The 16,623-nt window shown below is 36.7% G+C and carries 14 protein-coding genes, 11 tRNA genes, 2 rRNA genes and 1 riboswitch; of the genes, 4 read left to right on the top strand and 23 right to left on the bottom strand.

The window, feature by feature from the left end; genetic code table 11:
- The 7 genes from ISU02_RS16900 to ISU02_RS16870 form a co-directional block, all read right to left on the bottom strand.
- Entirely contained in the window at positions 1–777 is a 777-nt protein-coding gene (locus ISU02_RS16900; RefSeq protein ID WP_194703023.1) for an ABC transporter ATP-binding protein, read from the bottom strand.
- Between the two features lie 9 nt (positions 778–786).
- Positions 787–1,830, bottom strand: a complete 1,044-nt coding sequence (locus tag ISU02_RS16895) for a FecCD family ABC transporter permease (RefSeq protein ID WP_194703022.1) — start codon at positions 1,828–1,830, stop codon at positions 787–789.
- A gap of 139 nt (positions 1,831–1,969) precedes the next feature.
- A complete protein-coding gene (locus ISU02_RS16890; RefSeq protein ID WP_194703021.1) occupies positions 1,970–3,226 on the bottom strand; it encodes a helical backbone metal receptor in 1,257 nt (418 codons plus the stop codon).
- Positions 3,210–4,304 carry a pyridoxal phosphate-dependent aminotransferase gene (locus ISU02_RS16885; protein WP_194703020.1) on the bottom strand — a complete coding sequence of 365 codons (1,095 nt, stop codon included), beginning with the start codon at positions 4,302–4,304 and terminating at the stop codon, positions 3,210–3,212. The genes ISU02_RS16890 and ISU02_RS16885 overlap by 17 nt, the downstream gene beginning before the upstream one ends.
- Before the next feature lie 93 nt (positions 4,305–4,397).
- Positions 4,398–5,354: an adenosylcobinamide-phosphate synthase CbiB gene (gene cbiB / locus ISU02_RS16880; RefSeq protein ID WP_207736374.1), complete on the bottom strand. Its 957-nt coding sequence runs from the start codon at positions 5,352–5,354 to the stop codon at positions 4,398–4,400.
- Positions 5,348–6,859, bottom strand: a complete 1,512-nt coding sequence (locus ISU02_RS16875) for a cobyric acid synthase (protein ID WP_194703019.1) — start codon at positions 6,857–6,859, stop codon at positions 5,348–5,350. Before ISU02_RS16875 ends, cbiB begins: the two co-directional genes overlap by 7 nt.
- Positions 6,860–7,070: 211 nt before the next feature.
- Positions 7,071–7,259: riboswitch (cobalamin riboswitch) on the bottom strand.
- Between the two features lie 46 nt (positions 7,260–7,305).
- Complete coding sequence (locus ISU02_RS16870) at positions 7,306–7,755, bottom strand: peroxiredoxin (protein WP_194703018.1); 450 nt, start codon at positions 7,753–7,755, stop codon at positions 7,306–7,308.
- Between the two features lie 393 nt (positions 7,756–8,148).
- Here ISU02_RS16870 and ISU02_RS16865 point away from each other — a divergent pair, with 393 nt between their 5' ends.
- From ISU02_RS16865 to ISU02_RS16850, 4 genes are read left to right on the top strand one after another with little or no spacing between them, the layout of a single operon-like run.
- Complete coding sequence (locus ISU02_RS16865) at positions 8,149–8,589, top strand: ACT domain-containing protein (RefSeq protein ID WP_194703017.1); 441 nt, start codon at positions 8,149–8,151, stop codon at positions 8,587–8,589.
- Between the two features lie 21 nt (positions 8,590–8,610).
- Positions 8,611–9,846, top strand: coding sequence for a homoserine dehydrogenase (locus ISU02_RS16860; protein ID WP_194703016.1), 1,236 nt, complete (start codon positions 8,611–8,613; stop codon positions 9,844–9,846).
- Between the two features lie 59 nt (positions 9,847–9,905).
- A complete protein-coding gene (gene thrB / locus ISU02_RS16855) occupies positions 9,906–10,814 on the top strand; it encodes a homoserine kinase (protein WP_194703015.1) in 909 nt (302 codons plus the stop codon).
- A gap of 10 nt (positions 10,815–10,824) precedes the next feature.
- Positions 10,825–12,048 (top strand): aspartate kinase, encoded by a 1,224-nt coding sequence (locus tag ISU02_RS16850; protein WP_194703014.1) that lies wholly within the window; start codon positions 10,825–10,827, stop codon positions 12,046–12,048.
- A gap of 181 nt (positions 12,049–12,229) precedes the next feature.
- Here the strand turns inward: ISU02_RS16850 and ISU02_RS16845 are convergent, their stop codons facing one another.
- The 16 genes from ISU02_RS16845 to ISU02_RS16770 all read right to left on the bottom strand — a co-directional run.
- The gene (locus tag ISU02_RS16845) at positions 12,230–13,174 is read right to left on the bottom strand and encodes an aminoglycoside phosphotransferase family protein (protein ID WP_194703013.1); all 945 of its coding nucleotides are present in this window, start codon (positions 13,172–13,174) and stop codon (positions 12,230–12,232) included.
- Between the two features lie 22 nt (positions 13,175–13,196).
- Positions 13,197–13,505, bottom strand: a complete 309-nt coding sequence (locus ISU02_RS16840; protein ID WP_194703012.1) for a hypothetical protein — start codon at positions 13,503–13,505, stop codon at positions 13,197–13,199.
- Between the two features lie 160 nt (positions 13,506–13,665).
- Positions 13,666–14,685: an oxidoreductase gene (locus tag ISU02_RS16835; protein ID WP_194703011.1), complete on the bottom strand. Its 1,020-nt coding sequence runs from the start codon at positions 14,683–14,685 to the stop codon at positions 13,666–13,668.
- A gap of 347 nt (positions 14,686–15,032) precedes the next feature.
- Positions 15,033–15,108 (bottom strand) — tRNA-Lys (locus ISU02_RS16830).
- 18 nt (positions 15,109–15,126) lie between these two features.
- Positions 15,127–15,210, bottom strand: a tRNA-Leu gene (locus ISU02_RS16825).
- A gap of 3 nt (positions 15,211–15,213) precedes the next feature.
- Positions 15,214–15,289, bottom strand: a tRNA-Val gene (locus ISU02_RS16820).
- Positions 15,290–15,397: 108 nt separating this feature from the next.
- Positions 15,398–15,474, bottom strand: a tRNA-Arg gene (locus ISU02_RS16815).
- A 7-nt stretch (positions 15,475–15,481) separates the two neighbouring features.
- Positions 15,482–15,556, bottom strand: a tRNA-Cys gene (locus ISU02_RS16810).
- A 5-nt stretch (positions 15,557–15,561) separates the two neighbouring features.
- Positions 15,562–15,637, bottom strand: a tRNA-Lys gene (locus ISU02_RS16805).
- A gap of 9 nt (positions 15,638–15,646) precedes the next feature.
- A tRNA-Gly gene (locus ISU02_RS16800) sits at positions 15,647–15,720 on the bottom strand.
- A gap of 8 nt (positions 15,721–15,728) precedes the next feature.
- A tRNA-Gly gene (locus tag ISU02_RS16795) sits at positions 15,729–15,803 on the bottom strand.
- 3 nt (positions 15,804–15,806) lie between these two features.
- Positions 15,807–15,890 (bottom strand) — tRNA-Leu (locus tag ISU02_RS16790).
- 3 nt (positions 15,891–15,893) lie between these two features.
- Positions 15,894–15,969: transfer RNA gene (locus tag ISU02_RS16785), tRNA-Val, on the bottom strand.
- A 72-nt stretch (positions 15,970–16,041) separates the two neighbouring features.
- Positions 16,042–16,116 (bottom strand) — tRNA-Glu (locus ISU02_RS16780).
- Positions 16,117–16,167: 51 nt separating this feature from the next.
- A 5S ribosomal RNA gene (gene rrf, locus ISU02_RS16775) occupies positions 16,168–16,284 on the bottom strand.
- A gap of 222 nt (positions 16,285–16,506) precedes the next feature.
- A 23S ribosomal RNA gene (locus tag ISU02_RS16770) occupies positions 16,507–16,623 on the bottom strand; the annotation flags it as partial.

The raw sequence follows: 16,623 nt of genomic DNA, 5'->3' as shown, positions 1-16,623 counted from the left end.
TCAGATGGGAACAATCATAGGATTTTCAAATTGATCCATTTTTACAATTTCCACATCTACTTCATAGACTCTTCTGATATTCTCTTTTGTCATGACCTCAAAGGGCTTGCCGATTTCCACAATCTCACCATGATTCATCAAGATAATGTAGTCAGAAAAACGAGTTGCCAAGTTGATATCATGCAATGTTGTGATGATAGTAAGGTTGTTTTCTGCATTCAACATTTTACACAATTTCAAGATCTCAAGTTGATACTTAATATCCAAATGTGAAATAGGTTCATCTAAAAGCAGTATTTGAGGTTCCTGTGTCAACGCTCTGGCAATCATAACACGTTGTCTTTCACCACCACTTATACCCTTGATCGTCTTGTGTTTTAGATGTAGTGTAGATGTCTTCTTCATGGCTTCCGTGGCAATTGCAATATCCTCAAGTGTTTCAGATTGAAATTTTTTTATATATGGAAATCGGCCCATAAGCACAACATCTTCCACATTAAAATCAAACTCCGTGTTGGCACCTTGATGTACAACTGCCATTTCACGCGCGAGTTCTTTGCTCTTAAAACGCTCTACCAACTGGTCACTTATGACTACTTTACCTTCATAAGGTTTTAAAAGATGACAAACATTTTTTAAAAGCGTGGTCTTGCCAGAGCCATTTGGTCCTAAAATACTGACAAAACTGCCCTTGGGCACATGAAGATTGATGTACTTTAAAACATCTTCTTCTGCATATTTAAATTTCAAATTTTCTATTTGAATCGCTGCAACCATGTTGTCCTCCTATACCATATTCTTTTTATTTTTATTGAGCAAATATAAAAAGAATGGTCCACCAAATACTGCAGTTATAATACCCACAGGAATTTCCATATTAGACACTAAACTTCGGGCCAAAGTATCTGAAATCGTAAGGAAAATGGCCCCACCCAAAAAAGAAACAGGCAAAAGTGTTCGATGGTCAGCACCGAACACAATTCTAACTAAATGTGGAATAATCAAGCCTACAAAACCAATAATACCACTCACTGCAACGGAAAAGGCAACGAGAAAGGATGCATAAATCAATATGAGTTTTTTAGTGAGTTCCACATTTACCCCCATATTTTTAGCATCTTCTTCTCCCATGACGATTGCATTTAAATCCCTTGATTTCAACATCAACAGTATAAATCCCACAAATGATGGCAATAAAATTTTAGCGACTTGCTCCCAAGATGCTGCATTAAAGCTACCCATTGTCCACGTAACAATCCTCGCAATGTCATCTTGATTTAAAATCATCACAAGTGAAATAATGGATGTCAACAGTGAATTCATGACAATTCCAGCTAAAAGAATACTTGTTGTCGATATTCTCGTACCAACCCTTGCAAGTGAATAAACGATAAAAACCGTTCCTAACGCACCTAAAAAAGCCAAAGTAGAAATGGTTCCAAATCCAAGTAGGTTCGTCGTTAAACCAAATGCAATTCCCATAGTAGCACCAAATGCAGCACCAGATGAGACACCCATGACAAACGGATCTGCCATAGGATTTTTAAAAATGGCTTGGAATGAGGCACCCACAATAGATAATACGCCACCAACAATACTTGCCATGACAATTCTTGGCAAACGGATATTCTCAATGATAAAGATATGTGAAGCCTTAATCGCGCTGATATCACTTGGCATTCTTAGTTGATGCACAAAAACACGAAAAACATCACCTATAGGGATCTTAACAGATCCCTGAGTGATGGCAAATAAACTCACTAATATTAACAGACAGAACAGAATGCCAATATACAATCGATTCCATTTTCTTCTCTCGATAAAATTCATAATTTTTCCCTATAAGTGTACAATCTTATTTCACCAACGCATAGGTTGCGCCTTCTTTGATGATTGACATAGCCATTTTATTTTAACTATAAAGAGCTTCTTAACCCTTGTCTTCATTCAATATTGGATCGTTCAAAAACTAATAGTTCAGCTGATTTTCATATTCTGGGTAGAGCTCATGTATGAGCTTTTTCAACCCTAAATCAATCACTCGAGGACCCGGTCTAGAAAATACATTGCTGTCAATTTTAATATAATGATTATTTTTGAGTGCACTTAAACTCTCATAGTTATCACTTTCTATCATTGTATCATAATTATAGCTTTCTCCAATCAAATAGCTTGGATTGTGTTCAATCAATTTTTCTAAACTATATGACCAGCCCTTGACATCCGTGGCCACATTAATACCACCTGCGGCTTGTAAAACTTCATTGATGAAAGTCCCCTCTCCAGCAGTATTTTCTTTTTTTCCAGTACCCACAACATAGTAAACGGTTTTGCGTTCAGATTTTGGAATTAAATCAACAGTCTGATTGACACGATCTTCTTTGAGCTTAAGCGTTGAAACCAAGGCCCTAGCCTCATAATTGTGATCTACCAGTGCCCCTAGCTTCGAAATAAAAGTATATATTTCATTAATTTTACTTGGTGACTTTTGAGTCAATATCTGAATTTTGGCGCTTGCCAAAGTTTTGAGAACATCTTCATTCATATGTGTTGCCGCAATCACAACATCAGGTTCCAAATCTAGTATCCCCTCTAAATCCGGTTCATAGAGAGATCCCACAGTCTGAACATCCTTGGATTCTAAAGGATAATCACAATAGATTGTTCTGCCCACAATCTTGTCCCCTGCACCTATTGCAAATAAAATCTCTGTTACAGAAGGCGCTAGCGAGACAACTTTTTTTGCAGATTTCTCAAATTTATAGTGCACATCACCATCACCAATCACAATTGGAAACTTTTCATCTCCCATTTTATACAGGGTGACCTGATTCGTTTTTGACGTCCATCCCACTTTGTAATGAATGGTTTCAAAGAAAAACTTCATAGGAATGTATGGCATGCCGTTTCGCGTATAAATTTTAGAATCCAACGTCATGCTTGCATCATTTACAATTACCTTGTTTGTGTCTCTATAAAACGTAAAGCTGACATCACTGTTTTTAACGACGATTGTTTGACCCTTGACTTCAGTGCTAAAGCCAAACGCCTCTAAATCTTCAGTGGCAATATAAGCCCTGCCATTTTTTATTTCTGTGGTCATCATCCGTTCTTCACCATTGACATTGACAGGTGATACAGATGATGCAAACGATAACGCATTTATGCCAATAGACATTATTAAGACAAGTAACAAACACCCTAATTTTCTAAATTTTGTATTCACTAAACACCTCCTGAATGGCATCCACCATCAACCTATTTTCATCTCGCTCTCGTATTGCAATTCTATAGTATGGTTTGCCAAGGCCCATAAAATCTTCACATTTTCTCAAATAAATTTTACGCGCCAGCATCTTATCAAAAAAAGTCAAATGCATCAACTCTGGAATTTTGATCAAAAAATAGTTGGCTTCCCCTTTGTAATAAAATAAGCCTTCAACCCTAGATAAAGCCTCTGAAATAAAATCAGATTCTTCCTGACACCATTTTTTTATACGCTTAATATGATCCTCTTGATCCACTAAAAAAGGAATGGCTTTAAGTGCAAAGGCATTTAATGACCAAGGTTCTTTATAGCGTCCCATTTTCTTTATCGTTTCAAAATCACTTAATCCGTAGCCAATTCTCAACCCCGGTACTTCAAAATTTTTAGTCATAGATCTCAATAAAAAAACGTTCTTTAAATCAGATGCTTCTAAATTACAGGCTCTAAGTTTATCAGACGATACAAAATCCAAAAAAGACTCATCTATGAAAATTTTAAAATCTGGATTATTGACACCTTCAATTATTTTTTGAATAAAATCACTTGAATAAAGATGTCCTGTGGGATTATTAGGATTGCATAACACCAGCAATTCTATTTTTTGTGTTAAAATTCTTTCAATAATTTGCGTCAACAATGCGCTATGATGTACATCTATAGATAACAAGCTTTCATCGGATTTGACGAAATCAAGCAGTGAAAAAGAGTGAACTTCAACTTGATTCAATTCAAGTGCACGTCTATATTCTGTAAAGGTGGGTTCAAGTATGAGTGCCTTTGAGACACCAATGCTTCTAGAATAGAGATATATGAGTTCAGTTGCCCCATTACCTAAAATAATCTTTTCAGAGTCATAGCCTGTTTTGCGAGCAATGGCATCGCGCGCTGAAATACCATCAATTTCAGGGTAATTTCGGAGTTCATCAAATGTGCTGAACATCAATTCTTTTAACCCTTCTGGATACGAAAGCGGTGGAATATTGACACTAAAATCCATCATTCCCTTCGACCCAAAATATCCTCCATGAAAATTCATCTTGCCTCCTACTCTTAAATACCCTCTTTAAACAGGTCATCCAAGTTCATGATAATAAATTGATCTCAGAATCAACTGAACAATCAATCTGAATTAGACTAAAACAGTCAAAAGGATTCCCAGTAGCAATAAAATACTCTCTGAAACATACATAACCTTTACAGATTTATCAATATCGACAACATCAAAATCTCTCAATTTGTCGCCTATAGTCGGCTTATAAACCGTTTCTCCAAAATAAACATTTGTGCCTCCAAGTTGTATGTCTAGCAGTCCTGCAGTAACGGATTCCGGATAGCCACAATTAGGGCTTTTGTGATTTCTATGATCTCTCATCATCACATTTAAACCATTTTTAAAATTCAATTTCAAAACAGCTCCTGCCATAAGCATAAAAATAGCACCTATCCGTGCGGGTATGAAATTCAAGAGATCATCTGTTTTTGCAGAAATCATACCGATTTCTTTGTAAGGTGCCTGTACATAGCCCACCATTGAATCCAAGGTGTTGACACTCTTATAGATCAATGCAAATACCACTGCAAACGATATATTATTGTAGACGAACAGACTGCCCACGAGCATATAAAAAAGAGGCGCTAAAATGCCATCCACAGTATTTTCAGAGACCGTCTCAATAATACCTCTTAAAACTTGTTCTACTGTTAAAGTCTCCGTGTCTCTTCCCACTAAATAACTCAATTCTTTCCTTGAAGCCTCAACTTGATTCTTTTGAATCAAATTCTTGACTTTAAAAGCTTCATCTTTTAAGCATTTACAGGCAAGACAAGTATATAATAAATAAATATTTAGAATTCTTAAAAAATAAGGGTGGCAAACAGACACAGCCAGTGCGTATAACGCCACAACCGATGATACGGTTAAGATCATCAATACAAACCCGCCAATATAGAGGTTGCTTGAAAAACGTCTAATCTGCTTTTCAAACGTACTGATTAACCACCCTATAAACCTAACTGGATGCGGCCAATTAGGAGGATCACCTACTAACCAGTCCAATAGGACTGCAATTCCAATATCGACTAACAATCTAATGTCCTCGATTCATCCAAAAATTTTTGAATTAAAGTCATGTTCATATATTTTTTTACATGCTCAGCCAAACGATTATATTCTCTATCCTTAAGCACTTCAAACGATTCTCCAAAATCATCAGATGTAATGCCCTTTTGCGCTCTGATTTTATTTAAAATAGCGCTTCTAAAATTATCATTGTCAAATATGCCATGAAAATATGTGCCCATAACGCGACCTGTCTCATCTATTGCACCATCCAAGTCGCCTTTACGATTAAGGGCAAAAGGAACCACGTCATCGCCGTTTGCAATCGTTTCTCCCATGTGTATTTCATAGCCTTTTATGTCCATTTGCTCGGTTTCAAGGCCAAAATAATTATTTTGAATTGTAGCCTCACTTTGAACGGTTGTCTTTTCAATGGCCATAACCGTTTCTACATTCAGCAGGCCAAGGCCATTGATCATTGTATCAACGGATTCCACACTATCTGGATCTGAAATACTATTGCCCAGAATTTGATAACCGCCACAGATGCCAAAAATCGGCTTTTCTGCCTTATGAAATCTGTATATTGCTTGATTGATTTTATGCTTAATGACAAATTGCATATCAAAAATAGTATTCTTGCTCCCTGGAATAATGAGCAAATCACAAGCCTCTATTTCACTTTCTGTTGTAACGTATTCAAGGCTGACATCTGGTTCCATATCAAATACAGTAAAATCACTAAAATTGGACATGTAAGGCAATCTGACAACGCCTACTTTTATAGGTTTATCCGATTTCATAAATAAGCGCTCAGATACACTGTCTTCATCGTCAATTTTAAGTTGCTCTATAAAGGGAATAATCCCCACACAAGGTATGCCAATCTTCTCTTCAATCATTTTAACCCCTGGCACTAAAAGCTCGACATCCCCTCTAAATTTATTAATGACAAACCCTTTAATACGTGCTCTTTCAGTCTCTGAAAGCAACATGTAAGTCCCATAGATCGATGCAAAGACACCACCCTTATCCACATCGCCAATTAGGATAACATCCGTATCTACAATTTCTGCAAGCCCCATGTTGACAATATCTCGACTTCTAAGATTGATCTCAGCAGGAGAACCAGCACCTTCTATAAGGATCAAATCATAATTTTGATTCAATTTGTTAAAAGCAGTTTTAATGTGTGGCACCAAAAAATCTTTCCTGGAAAAGTATTCACTAGCCTTCATATTCTTATAAACTTCACCATTTAAAATGATTTGCGATCCCACGTAACTTGTAGGCTTTAATAAAATCGGATTCATGGCAACATCAGGTTCTATCCTAGCAGCCTCAGCTTGAACGACTTGAGCACGTCCCATTTCCTTGCCTTCTCTTGTGATAAAAGAATTTAAGGCCATATTCTGTGATTTAAAAGGCGCCACACGATGCCCTTCATCGTTTAAAATTCTACACAGGGCAGCTACAATCAAACTCTTGCCCACAGTTGAGCCAGTGCCCTGAAACATCAATTTTTTTGCCATAATATCCTCACTTTTATTTTATAGTCTATTCTATTTATTGTCACAAATCTACGTCACTTGCTATTGATCCAATGGATATCTACGATTTAAATCCATCTAAATTTATTCAATTCAAATCTGCTCATAAAAAATGCTTATAAAAAAAACACACGCAGAATTGCGTGTGTTGAATGTATGTTCAATCCAAATCACCCGACTTCCCTCCGAAGTAGATTCTTCTTAAATCAAGGCAGGTTTCCTGGCTCATAGATCACTTTACTATCCATCCTTCCCGATTTCTCAGTGGATTTATTGGAGTTCATCACTATATACAGTAGCGGGGGCTGCAGAGGATTTCAACCTCTTTCCCTCTTAGCTAAAATTTCAAATAAGAGTTAGCACCTTGATTAAACGATTCAATTTTCTACTTCATTATACTGGGGGTTTCAAGGAATGTCAAGTCGGGATTACTTTTGTAAATAATCCAAAACAGCTCTAGCGTGTCCTTTTGCCTTGACGCCTCTAAACTCTGTTATACATAAAAGGCCTTCTCTGAAAACAAAGGTGGATCTCTCCGTGCCTTTAACAAGTTTTCCATACATTTTTTTCTCTTTGATGACATCAAAACTTTTGTGAAGTATTTTTTCTTCATCTGCAATCAAATTAAAGGGTAAATTGAACTTCTCTTTAAACTTCTCATGAGACTTAAGCGAGTCTTTGCTAATACCATAAACTTCATATCCAAGAGCTTTGAACTCATCATATAGATCCGCAAAATCTTGTGCTTCTAGTGTACATCCAGAAGTATTGTCTTTAGGATAAAAATAGAGAATAAAATTTTGATCTAAAAGTGCCGCTTTATCAACTTGTCCTCCTCCTGTCATATTTAAGGTGAAATCTTCCTTCAAGTAACTCATATATAATGCCTCCTAATTTAAAATCTTTACATACATCAATTATATACCCGATTCTTCTTAAAACATTACAAAATTTGAAATTCATCAAAATATAACAAATTCAAACTCCTTCACTTTCAATTCTATTAGCCCCATATTTTTGAACGCGAACAAGACGATTTTGTCAGTCTATAATTATGCTTATAAAAGAATTTTCATTCAAAATAAGCCATCTATAACCATCAAAATTAGAGCAAACTCATGCTTCATTCGTTTTAGGTTCAAGAATGTTCTGAAATAAAAACATCAAATTTATTCTGCATTTACCTTGTATACAATATCTGAATGTGCTATAATCCTTATTAATATCAATCGGCGAACAATTGTCCGCCTATAGAGCACATGGAGGTTAACATGGATAAAGGAAAATTTTTACTCATTCACATTGATGTTTTACCTGAGGTCTTCATAAAGGTTGTTGAGGCAAAAACACTTTTAAAAGAAGGAAAAGCTACATCTGTTTCTGATGCAGTAAAAAAAGTGGGCATTAGCAGAAGTACTTTTTATAAATATAGTGATTATGTTTTCGCACTTGGCGATGGCGTCATTGGAAAAAAGGCCACTGTATCCATGAACTTGGATCATCATTCTGGACTGTTGTCAAAAGTGCTCGATTGTATTGCCTATAATAATGGTAACATCATGACCATTAGTCAAAGTAGTCCAATCGACCAAATGGCCAACGTCACCATTACCATTGACATATCTGAAATGACCAACTCATTCACAACACTTTCCAATGACTTAAAAAAAATTGAAGGTGTTCATAAATTTTCTTTACTTGGTATTGAATAAGCGGACTAGGGGGTTCAAACTATGAAAATTGCGTTACTAGGATATGGGACTGTAGGCTCTGGAGTCTACGAGCTCATAGAAAAGAATAACGAAAGTATACAGGAAAACTTTTCAAAAGATGTACGCGTTGAAAGAATTCTTGTGAATAACTTAAATAAATATAAAACACATAAGGCCTTTAATATCTTCACAAATAGTTTTGATGAGCTTATAAAGGAAGATTTTGATATCGCAATAGAGACTATCGGAGGTATATACCCTGCTTACGATTATCTTGAATACTTTTTAAAAAAGGGGATTCCAGTTATAACTGCCAATAAAGATTTGATTGCTGAAAAGGGACCTAGTCTCTTGGAAATCGCAAAATCAAATAATACGATCTTAAGTTTTGAAGCCAGCGTAGGCGGTGGTATTCCAATTTTAAAACCACTTCAAGAATGCCTAGCAGGAAATACTATAAAAAATATCAGTGCTGTGATCAACGGTACAACCAACTATATTCTTACTAAGATGTTCAACGATGATATTTCATATGAAGCAGCACTTGAACTTGCACAGGAGATGGGCTTTGCTGAATCCGATCCGACTTCAGATGTTGAAGGCTACGATGCCATGAGAAAATTAGTTATTCTCTCCTCTATTGGTTATAAGAAAAACATCAAATGGACAGATTTGCCAATTGAAGGGATTTCTAATATTTTAAAATCTGATATAGATTATGCACATAGTGAAAACTACAGAATGAAGCTCATGGCCTTTTCAGAGGATATGGGAGATGGCATCTATGGTACTGTTAGACCTGTTTATGTGACAAGTCAATCTAAGTATGCCAAAATTGATAACGAATACAATGCTGTCATTCTTGAAGGCGATGCTGTTGGTGAACTCATGTTTACCGGTAAAGGTGCGGGTAAGTTCCCCACTGCCAGTGCTATACTAGGTGATTTACTCGATATCGTTCAAAATAAGAAAAAACATCCTTCATATCACTATCAAGACAGTGTACACATTCATCAGTACTACCCTAGAAAATCAAAATGGGTCATTCGTTTAACGAACGGCAAGCTTCACGAATTAACAAGATTATTGTTTGAATCCTTTTCTTCAAATGCAATTAAACTTTCCAAAGATGCAAATTCAGATATACTTTATGTACAACTTGTGGCAGAAAATGAAGAAACACTGCTTCAACAATTAAATCAAATTGCACATACTGCAAATTGCAAGTATAAGCACTTCCTCGTGTTCGATAAATAAAGACAACAATAAATGATCAAAAAAATATAATTTAATGGGTTTTATTGGAGGCATATTAAATGATTAAAATTAAAGTACCGGCGACCTCAGCAAACATTGGGCCCGGATTTGACACTCTAGGTGTTGCTCTAAATTTATTCAACACGATTACTGTTGAAAAAACCGAAAGTACACAGCGCTCTGTATTGTGGAAAAATGGCGTAATTGAAGTCGCAGATGAAGAAAACTATGTCAAAGTAACCCTCGATCAAATTCTAGCTCAATATGGATTTGATCAAATAGGTTATAAACTCATCATAGGCGATTGCCAAATTCCTATTTCCAGAGGTCTTGGGAGTTCAGCCGCTTCCATTATCGCCGGTATCTATGCAGCAAATTATTTAATGGATTTTAAACTCAGTAAAGAGGATATCATACAACATGCAACTGAAATTGAAGGTCATCCTGATAACGTCGTCCCAGCTATTTTAGGAGGGATGGTTATTTCTTGTATAGATGAGGCTTCGCATAAAATTATCCATTCAACGGTACAATTTCCAGACGAATTACACTTTAAAGTATTTATACCAGACTTTAGAGTGAGTACAAAAGATGCTCGAAAAGTGTTGCCTAAAGAATATTCGCTGGCTCAATGTGTTAACAATATTTCAAGGGTCAGCATGCTTATAAATGCCTTAAATACAAAAGATTACGATCTTTTGAGATTTTCTTTTAAAGATGAAATTCATGAACCCTATAGAATCAAACTCATACACCAAGCAGACTTGATTATGGAAAAGTTTAAATCGCTAAATACTCTGGGTGCTTTTATCAGCGGAGCTGGTCCTACTCTTATCAGTTTGGTAAAAGCCGATGATACTGAATTTGATGCTATCATAAATCCTTTTCTTGAAACACTTCAACACACATGGACTCTAAAATCCTTAACTGTTAATAACAACGGAACAACTTACGAAATATTAGAATAAAGAGGTGCATATGAATCAAATTATCATTCAAAAATATGGAGGCAGTTCTGTCGCAAATACAGAGCGCATACAGCATGTTACCTCTCATATCATTGAACAAAAAAAGAAAGGTTTCAGCCCAGTAGTCGTTGTATCTGCAATGGGTGATTCCACCGACCATCTTATTGAGCTCGCCAAAAGCATCACCCCTAACCCCTCTTCTAGAGAAATGGACATGTTGCTTTCAACAGGAGAACAAATTTCAATTTCCTTGCTTGCCATGGCCATAGAATCAAAAGGCTACAAAGCCATTTCATTAACAGGTTATCAATGTGGTATTCAAACAGACCCCATTTACTCAAAAGCTAAGATTAATGAAATTAATACAGAGCGTATTATGGCAGAAATTAACGCCGACAAAATTGTCATTGTGGCCGGCTTTCAAGGTATTAACTCAAATGGAGATATAACCACTTTAGGCCGCGGGGGATCAGATACAACAGCAGTAGCCCTTGCAGTTGCATTAAATGCTGAATTGTGTGAAATATATACGGATGTTAAGGGCATCTATACAGCAGATCCTAGAGTTGTAAAAGATGCCGCTTTGATGCAAAGTATAAGTTATGATGAGATGCTTGAACTTGCAAAACTTGGTGCCAAAGTAATGCATCCTAGATCTGTAGAACTTGCACGAAAAAATAATATGAAACTCGTGGTAAGATCCTCTTTTGAACTGGATCATCACGGTACAATAATTAAAGAGGTGAAACAAATGGAAAAAGCACAAGTTAGAGGCGTAACTTTGGACGATAATATTGTAAGGCTAACCGTGTCAAATGTTCCAGATAAACCTGGTATAGCATATAAGATGTTTTCTGCACTGGCTGCACAAAATGTACACATAGACATGATTATTCAAAATCTTAATCATGATGATCTCAATGATATCTCCTTTACAATTCCTAAAGATGAACTCTATAATGTTAAACCGACCATAGATGCTTTTGTACAAGAAGTAAATGCGAGTGAACTGCTCATCAGAACAGATGTCGCTAAATTATCTATTGTTGGTACTGGTATAACTTCTGATGCAACCATAGCTTCAGGTCTCTTTGGAGCTTTGTATCAGTTGGGTATCAATATAGAAATGATCTCTACCTCTGAAATTAAAATTTCGTGCATTATAGATGAAAAGCAAGCTAATGAGGCTCTGTCTGAAATTCATAATTTCTTTCAACTCAATAAAGTTTTATAAAAATTAACGCCATTAAATTAGCTCAATTAAAAAATTCACCTTAATATAAAGGTGAATTTTTTTTGCTTGCAATAACTGTACTATTCTATTTTATATTGATCGCATACGAATCATTCCTATAGAGTATTAAATAACGCTACAGATCATTTAAAAATACAAATGATTTATCCGCTCCATTATTTCATAAATAGTATTGCTCTATTTGATCGATTTTTGATAAGAGATCCGATAAATAATTTATCGTTTCAACATAAAAATCATTCGAGACATATTTTGCCCAGCTGCTCAAATCAATGCCCAATCTTAAAAGATTAAACTTGAGTTCCTCATTAAAGCTTGAATCAATCTTTAATATATCCTCATATCCCATTTTAAAGGGCTTAATTAACTGCGGCGCATTGAGAAAGTATTTTCTATATAGCCCAATGATATCAAAATATTCATTAAATACAACGCATTTCTCAAAGTCCAAAATTGTATCTAATTTATAAGTTTCATTGGAAAAACTCACAATAATATTCCTACCATCAAAATCTCTATGACATAATCTTCCAACATTGAGTTGTCTTATATGCTTGTATTCATTTCTCAGCAGATCAATTGCAGCATTAAGTATATGATTTTGGTCTTGATTATGATGCAAATTATTCAAAATGAGACGTTCTGTATCATTTATAATAAAATCCTTGTAATGCTCTAGAGCACTCTGTTTCTGAGGCACCCAATCCCCAAAATAGTCGAATAGTTCAACATTATGTAATCGGGCCATTTCTCTGCCCATATCAAAAAATAGCGTATTGAGATTAGCCTCTGATATGCTCTCATAACACTGTTCCAATAACTGACCTTCAACAAAATTATAGACAAGCCATTCAATGCCATTGTCTAGAATACCCTGATCAATAATTTCTAAATGAGCTTGTTTAAAAAAAGAAAGTGCATTTATTTCACGTGTTCTCTTCAATGGCTTATAATAAAATTTAATAATCCACTGCGCCGTAGATGTATATACCTTAAAAACTAAATTTCGATTTAAATTATGATTTCCACAAGGTAAGATATTCACCTTAGGTTGATATAACTTTTCTTTAAAAATTTGACCAATATCATCATATGTCACATTCATAAAATGCCCTTCCGTTCTATTGTCAATAAATAATGACCTTCCAAAATACCACAACTAACAAAATTAAAAGCAATAACCCGTTTTTCCAAAGTGAAACTTGATCTTTATATATCCACTTTAAAGCTGCCCAACTCATTAAAATCACAACAAATAGCTGCATTCCTGGTATATAAATACCTTTTTCTCCTGGTGTATATGCAGGTAAATTATATTTTATTAGTATTCTTTCAAGAAAAGTATCTCCACTTGGCAAAGATAAGCCGATAATCATACTTGTCATGGTTAACATATAAACAGATAAAGTCAATATTAGTGTATTTCTTTTTATCATACAGCCCCTCAGATTTAAAATAATTTCTATACAATTTTCGAATTTCATACTCTATTATTATAGACTATTTACTTTATGACATCAATTCTCAGATTTTTGAGGTTCACCTTTCTATAGGTGTAACCCTATACATTTTTCTATCTACTTCCTATCTACAAGTTTATAAATGCCATCCTTCTAGAAAAGATTTATTAGAAGCTAGTGGGCGTCCAATGCCAATAAGATCGCAGATACACCCTTCTAGTAGTTTTTCCGCCTTTTCACGTGAACGAATACCACCTGTACAGTCCACCAATACATTGTGCTTATGAACCACATCGCGCATAGCTTTGGAATATGGCGCAAAATAAGCCGTGTCATCATCATTTACACCTATGCCATAAATACAATGGTTCCCTGATACACTTAGCCAGTCGATTCCCATTTTCGATAATTCCTCTGCGACCCAAATACTCTCTTTCAAAGTCAATCCGTTTTCCAGCTCACCCGGCATCTGATCGGATGCTCCCAATCTAACAGATAGCGGCACATCGCCTATAGCTTTTTTTACTGTTTTGACTATCTCGAATAGTAATCTTGAACGATTGCCAAGGCTCCCTCCATAGGCATCTGTCCTGACATTGGTTAATGGACTTAGGAACTGGCTTATTAGGTATCCATGGGATGCATAGATCTGAACACCTCCATTAAACATAGAGATCTCAACAGCACGACGAGCAGCATCTGCAAAAGCCTTTATGATTTCATCTATTTCACTCAATTCTAATGCACAAGATTCTGCATCAACATTAGATTTTCTAGGTGTTGGCAAGCCTGAAGGGGAAACGAATTTAAAATTAGGCGTATCAAGTAATGCAGGTGTTATTACTCTTGAACTAAAATTAAGTTGTGCAACAACAGGAATCTCTTTCTCACGAAATATTTTCGTCAACTCTCTTAATGCCAGAGCAGAATCATCATCATATAGAGAAGGTTGTTTTAACGCACTTCGTCCCCAGGGATGCACGATAAGCTGTTCTGCAACAACAAGTCCTGTTCCCGAGTTTGCATATCCCTCGTAAAGCTCTAATGTCTTTGCCGTAGGATTACCATGATCATCCCAGTAATTGGTAACCATTGGCGCTGCAATAATTCTATTTTTTAGTATAATATTTTTTATTGTAAGATTTTCAGTTAACATGACTACACCCTATTACGTAGGATTGCCTCAAACCAAGCAATCTTTTATTTTGTTATTGTTTTCTTCTGCTTTACATAGATTATATCAAATTATGCTTTACCTGTCCTATGATTATATAATTTCTCAATCTATACGACATGATAATCACTGAGATTACCTCCCTATAATCACAACTGTTTTTTGCAAAAAACAGCATTTGAGCCATCTTGCGATGTCTCAAAATGAATTTGGATGACACTGTTTGAGGGTGAATACATCTCATTATATCTTTTGGCTCAAATCTTATTGTTTTAAAAAAGAAAAAAGCTGCTATAAACGAATTATAGCAGCTAAGTCCTTAAATAGTATGGTGATCCATCCGCGACTCGAACGCGGGACCCCCTGATTAAGAGTCAGGTGCTCTACCAACTAAGCTAATGGACCCTAATATATATGTAACCTTGGTGCGGGTAGAGGGACTTGAACCCCCACGTACAAGACACTAGATCCTAAGTCTAGCGCGTCTGCCAATTCCGCCATACCCGCATGTGGTGGGAGTTATAGGGCTCGAACCTATGACCCTCTGCTTGTAAGGCAGATGCTCTCCCAGCTGAGCTAAACTCCCATGTTGCATTTTGATTCACAGAACTACTTTAGATGTCATCTGATCTTTGATTAAAAAAGAACTGTTAAGATCATCCTTATAATCGTAACAGCTCAACATCAAGCTAGATGGCGCGCCCTAAGGGATTCGAACCCCTAACCTTCTGATTCGTAGTCAGACACTCTATCCAATTGAGCTAAGAGCGCACATTTTTGGAGGCGACGACCAGATTCGAACTGGTGAATAGAGGTTTTGCAGACCTCTGCCTTACCACTTGGCTACGTCGCCTTATATGGTGATCCATCCGCGACTCGAACGCGGGACACCCTGATTAAAAGTCAGATGCTCTACCGACTGAGCTAATGGACCATGCCTTTATGGAGCGGGTGAAGAGAATCGAACTCTCACAACCAGCTTGGAAGGCTGGGGCTCTACCATTGAGCTACACCCGCAAAAAAAATGGAGCGGAAGACGAGATTCGAACTCGCGACCCTCGCCTTGGCAAGGCGATGCTCTACCACTGAGCCACTTCCGCGTTTGGTGCGGGTAGAGGGACTTGAACCCCCACGTACAAGACACTAGATCCTAAGTCTAGCGCGTCTGCCAATTCCGCCATACCCGCATATGGTGGGAGTTATAGGGCTCGAACCTATGACCCTCTGCTTGTAAGGCAGATGCTCTCCCAGCTGAGCTAAACTCCCATGCTTCCATTTTTAGTCTTGGATGACTTTCGATTTTTCACTTGAAACCATTCATTTGATCCATCAAATAAGTGGTGACCCCTAGGGGAATCGAACCCCTGTTACCGCCGTGAAAGGGCGGTGTCTTGACCGCTTGACCAAGGGGCCATAGGCTCCATATGCAAACAATCAATACTAGATGCCAAAAGCATACTAGATAACCAGCAACGTTCTACTCTCCCAGGCAGCTGCCCGCCAAGTACCATCGACGCTGGAGGACTTTACTTCTGTGTTCGGTATGGGAACAGGTGTAGCCCCTCCGCCTTCATCACTGGATTATCTCGTATGAAAATGTATAAGTTTACCAACATGCCTCCTGCGTTTACTAGGTAAAAGCTATGTCGGCTTGAGATTCTCGCAAGTGAGAACTCATTGCTGGTTCGCATCTATCAAAGATAGATTACAGACTTGTACATTCAAAATTGCATATATCAGATCAACCGTTTTGTTCTTTTGTGGTCTTTCCCTTTTACAGTTTTCACTTGTGAAAACTAGTCATTGGTCAAGTCCTCGATCTATTAGTACCTGTCAGCTGAATGCATTACTGCACTTACACCTCAGGCCTATTACCATATTATCTACATGGGATCTTACTCCATTAAGGATGGGAAATCT

The organism is Fusibacter ferrireducens (assembly GCF_015352425.1).
In the GTDB taxonomy this organism is placed as follows: Bacteria; Bacillota; Clostridia; order Peptostreptococcales; family Acidaminobacteraceae; genus Fusibacter_A; species Fusibacter_A ferrireducens.
The sequence above is the reverse complement of the archived record's forward strand: the minus strand, read 5'-3'. Positions and strand labels throughout refer to the sequence as shown.

Bases quoted from the DNA above. Each gene is read 5' to 3' on its own strand.
- ISU02_RS16840 (WP_194703012.1), bottom strand. From the start codon at position 13,505: ATGATAAAAAGAAATACACTAATATTGACTTTATCTGTTTATATGTTA.
- ISU02_RS16860 (WP_194703016.1), top strand. From the start codon at position 8,611: ATGAAAATTGCGTTACTAGGATATGGGACTGTAGGCTCTGGAGTCTAC.
- ISU02_RS16885 (WP_194703020.1), bottom strand. From the start codon at position 4,304: ATGAATTTTCATGGAGGATATTTTGGGTCGAAGGGAATGATGGATTTT.
- ISU02_RS16865 (WP_194703017.1), top strand. From the start codon at position 8,149: ATGGATAAAGGAAAATTTTTACTCATTCACATTGATGTTTTACCTGAG.
- thrB (WP_194703015.1), top strand. From the start codon at position 9,906: ATGATTAAAATTAAAGTACCGGCGACCTCAGCAAACATTGGGCCCGGA.
- ISU02_RS16900 (WP_194703023.1), bottom strand. From the start codon at position 777: ATGGTTGCAGCGATTCAAATAGAAAATTTGAAATTTAAATATGCAGAA.
- ISU02_RS16875 (WP_194703019.1), bottom strand. From the start codon at position 6,859: ATGGCAAAAAAATTGATGTTTCAGGGCACTGGCTCAACTGTGGGCAAG.
- ISU02_RS16870 (WP_194703018.1), bottom strand. From the start codon at position 7,755: ATGAGTTACTTGAAGGAAGATTTCACCTTAAATATGACAGGAGGAGGA.
- ISU02_RS16895 (WP_194703022.1), bottom strand. From the start codon at position 1,830: ATGAATTTTATCGAGAGAAGAAAATGGAATCGATTGTATATTGGCATT.
- ISU02_RS16835 (WP_194703011.1), bottom strand. From the start codon at position 14,685: ATGTTAACTGAAAATCTTACAATAAAAAATATTATACTAAAAAATAGA.
- ISU02_RS16850 (WP_194703014.1), top strand. From the start codon at position 10,825: ATGAATCAAATTATCATTCAAAAATATGGAGGCAGTTCTGTCGCAAAT.
- ISU02_RS16845 (WP_194703013.1), bottom strand. From the start codon at position 13,174: ATGAATGTGACATATGATGATATTGGTCAAATTTTTAAAGAAAAGTTA.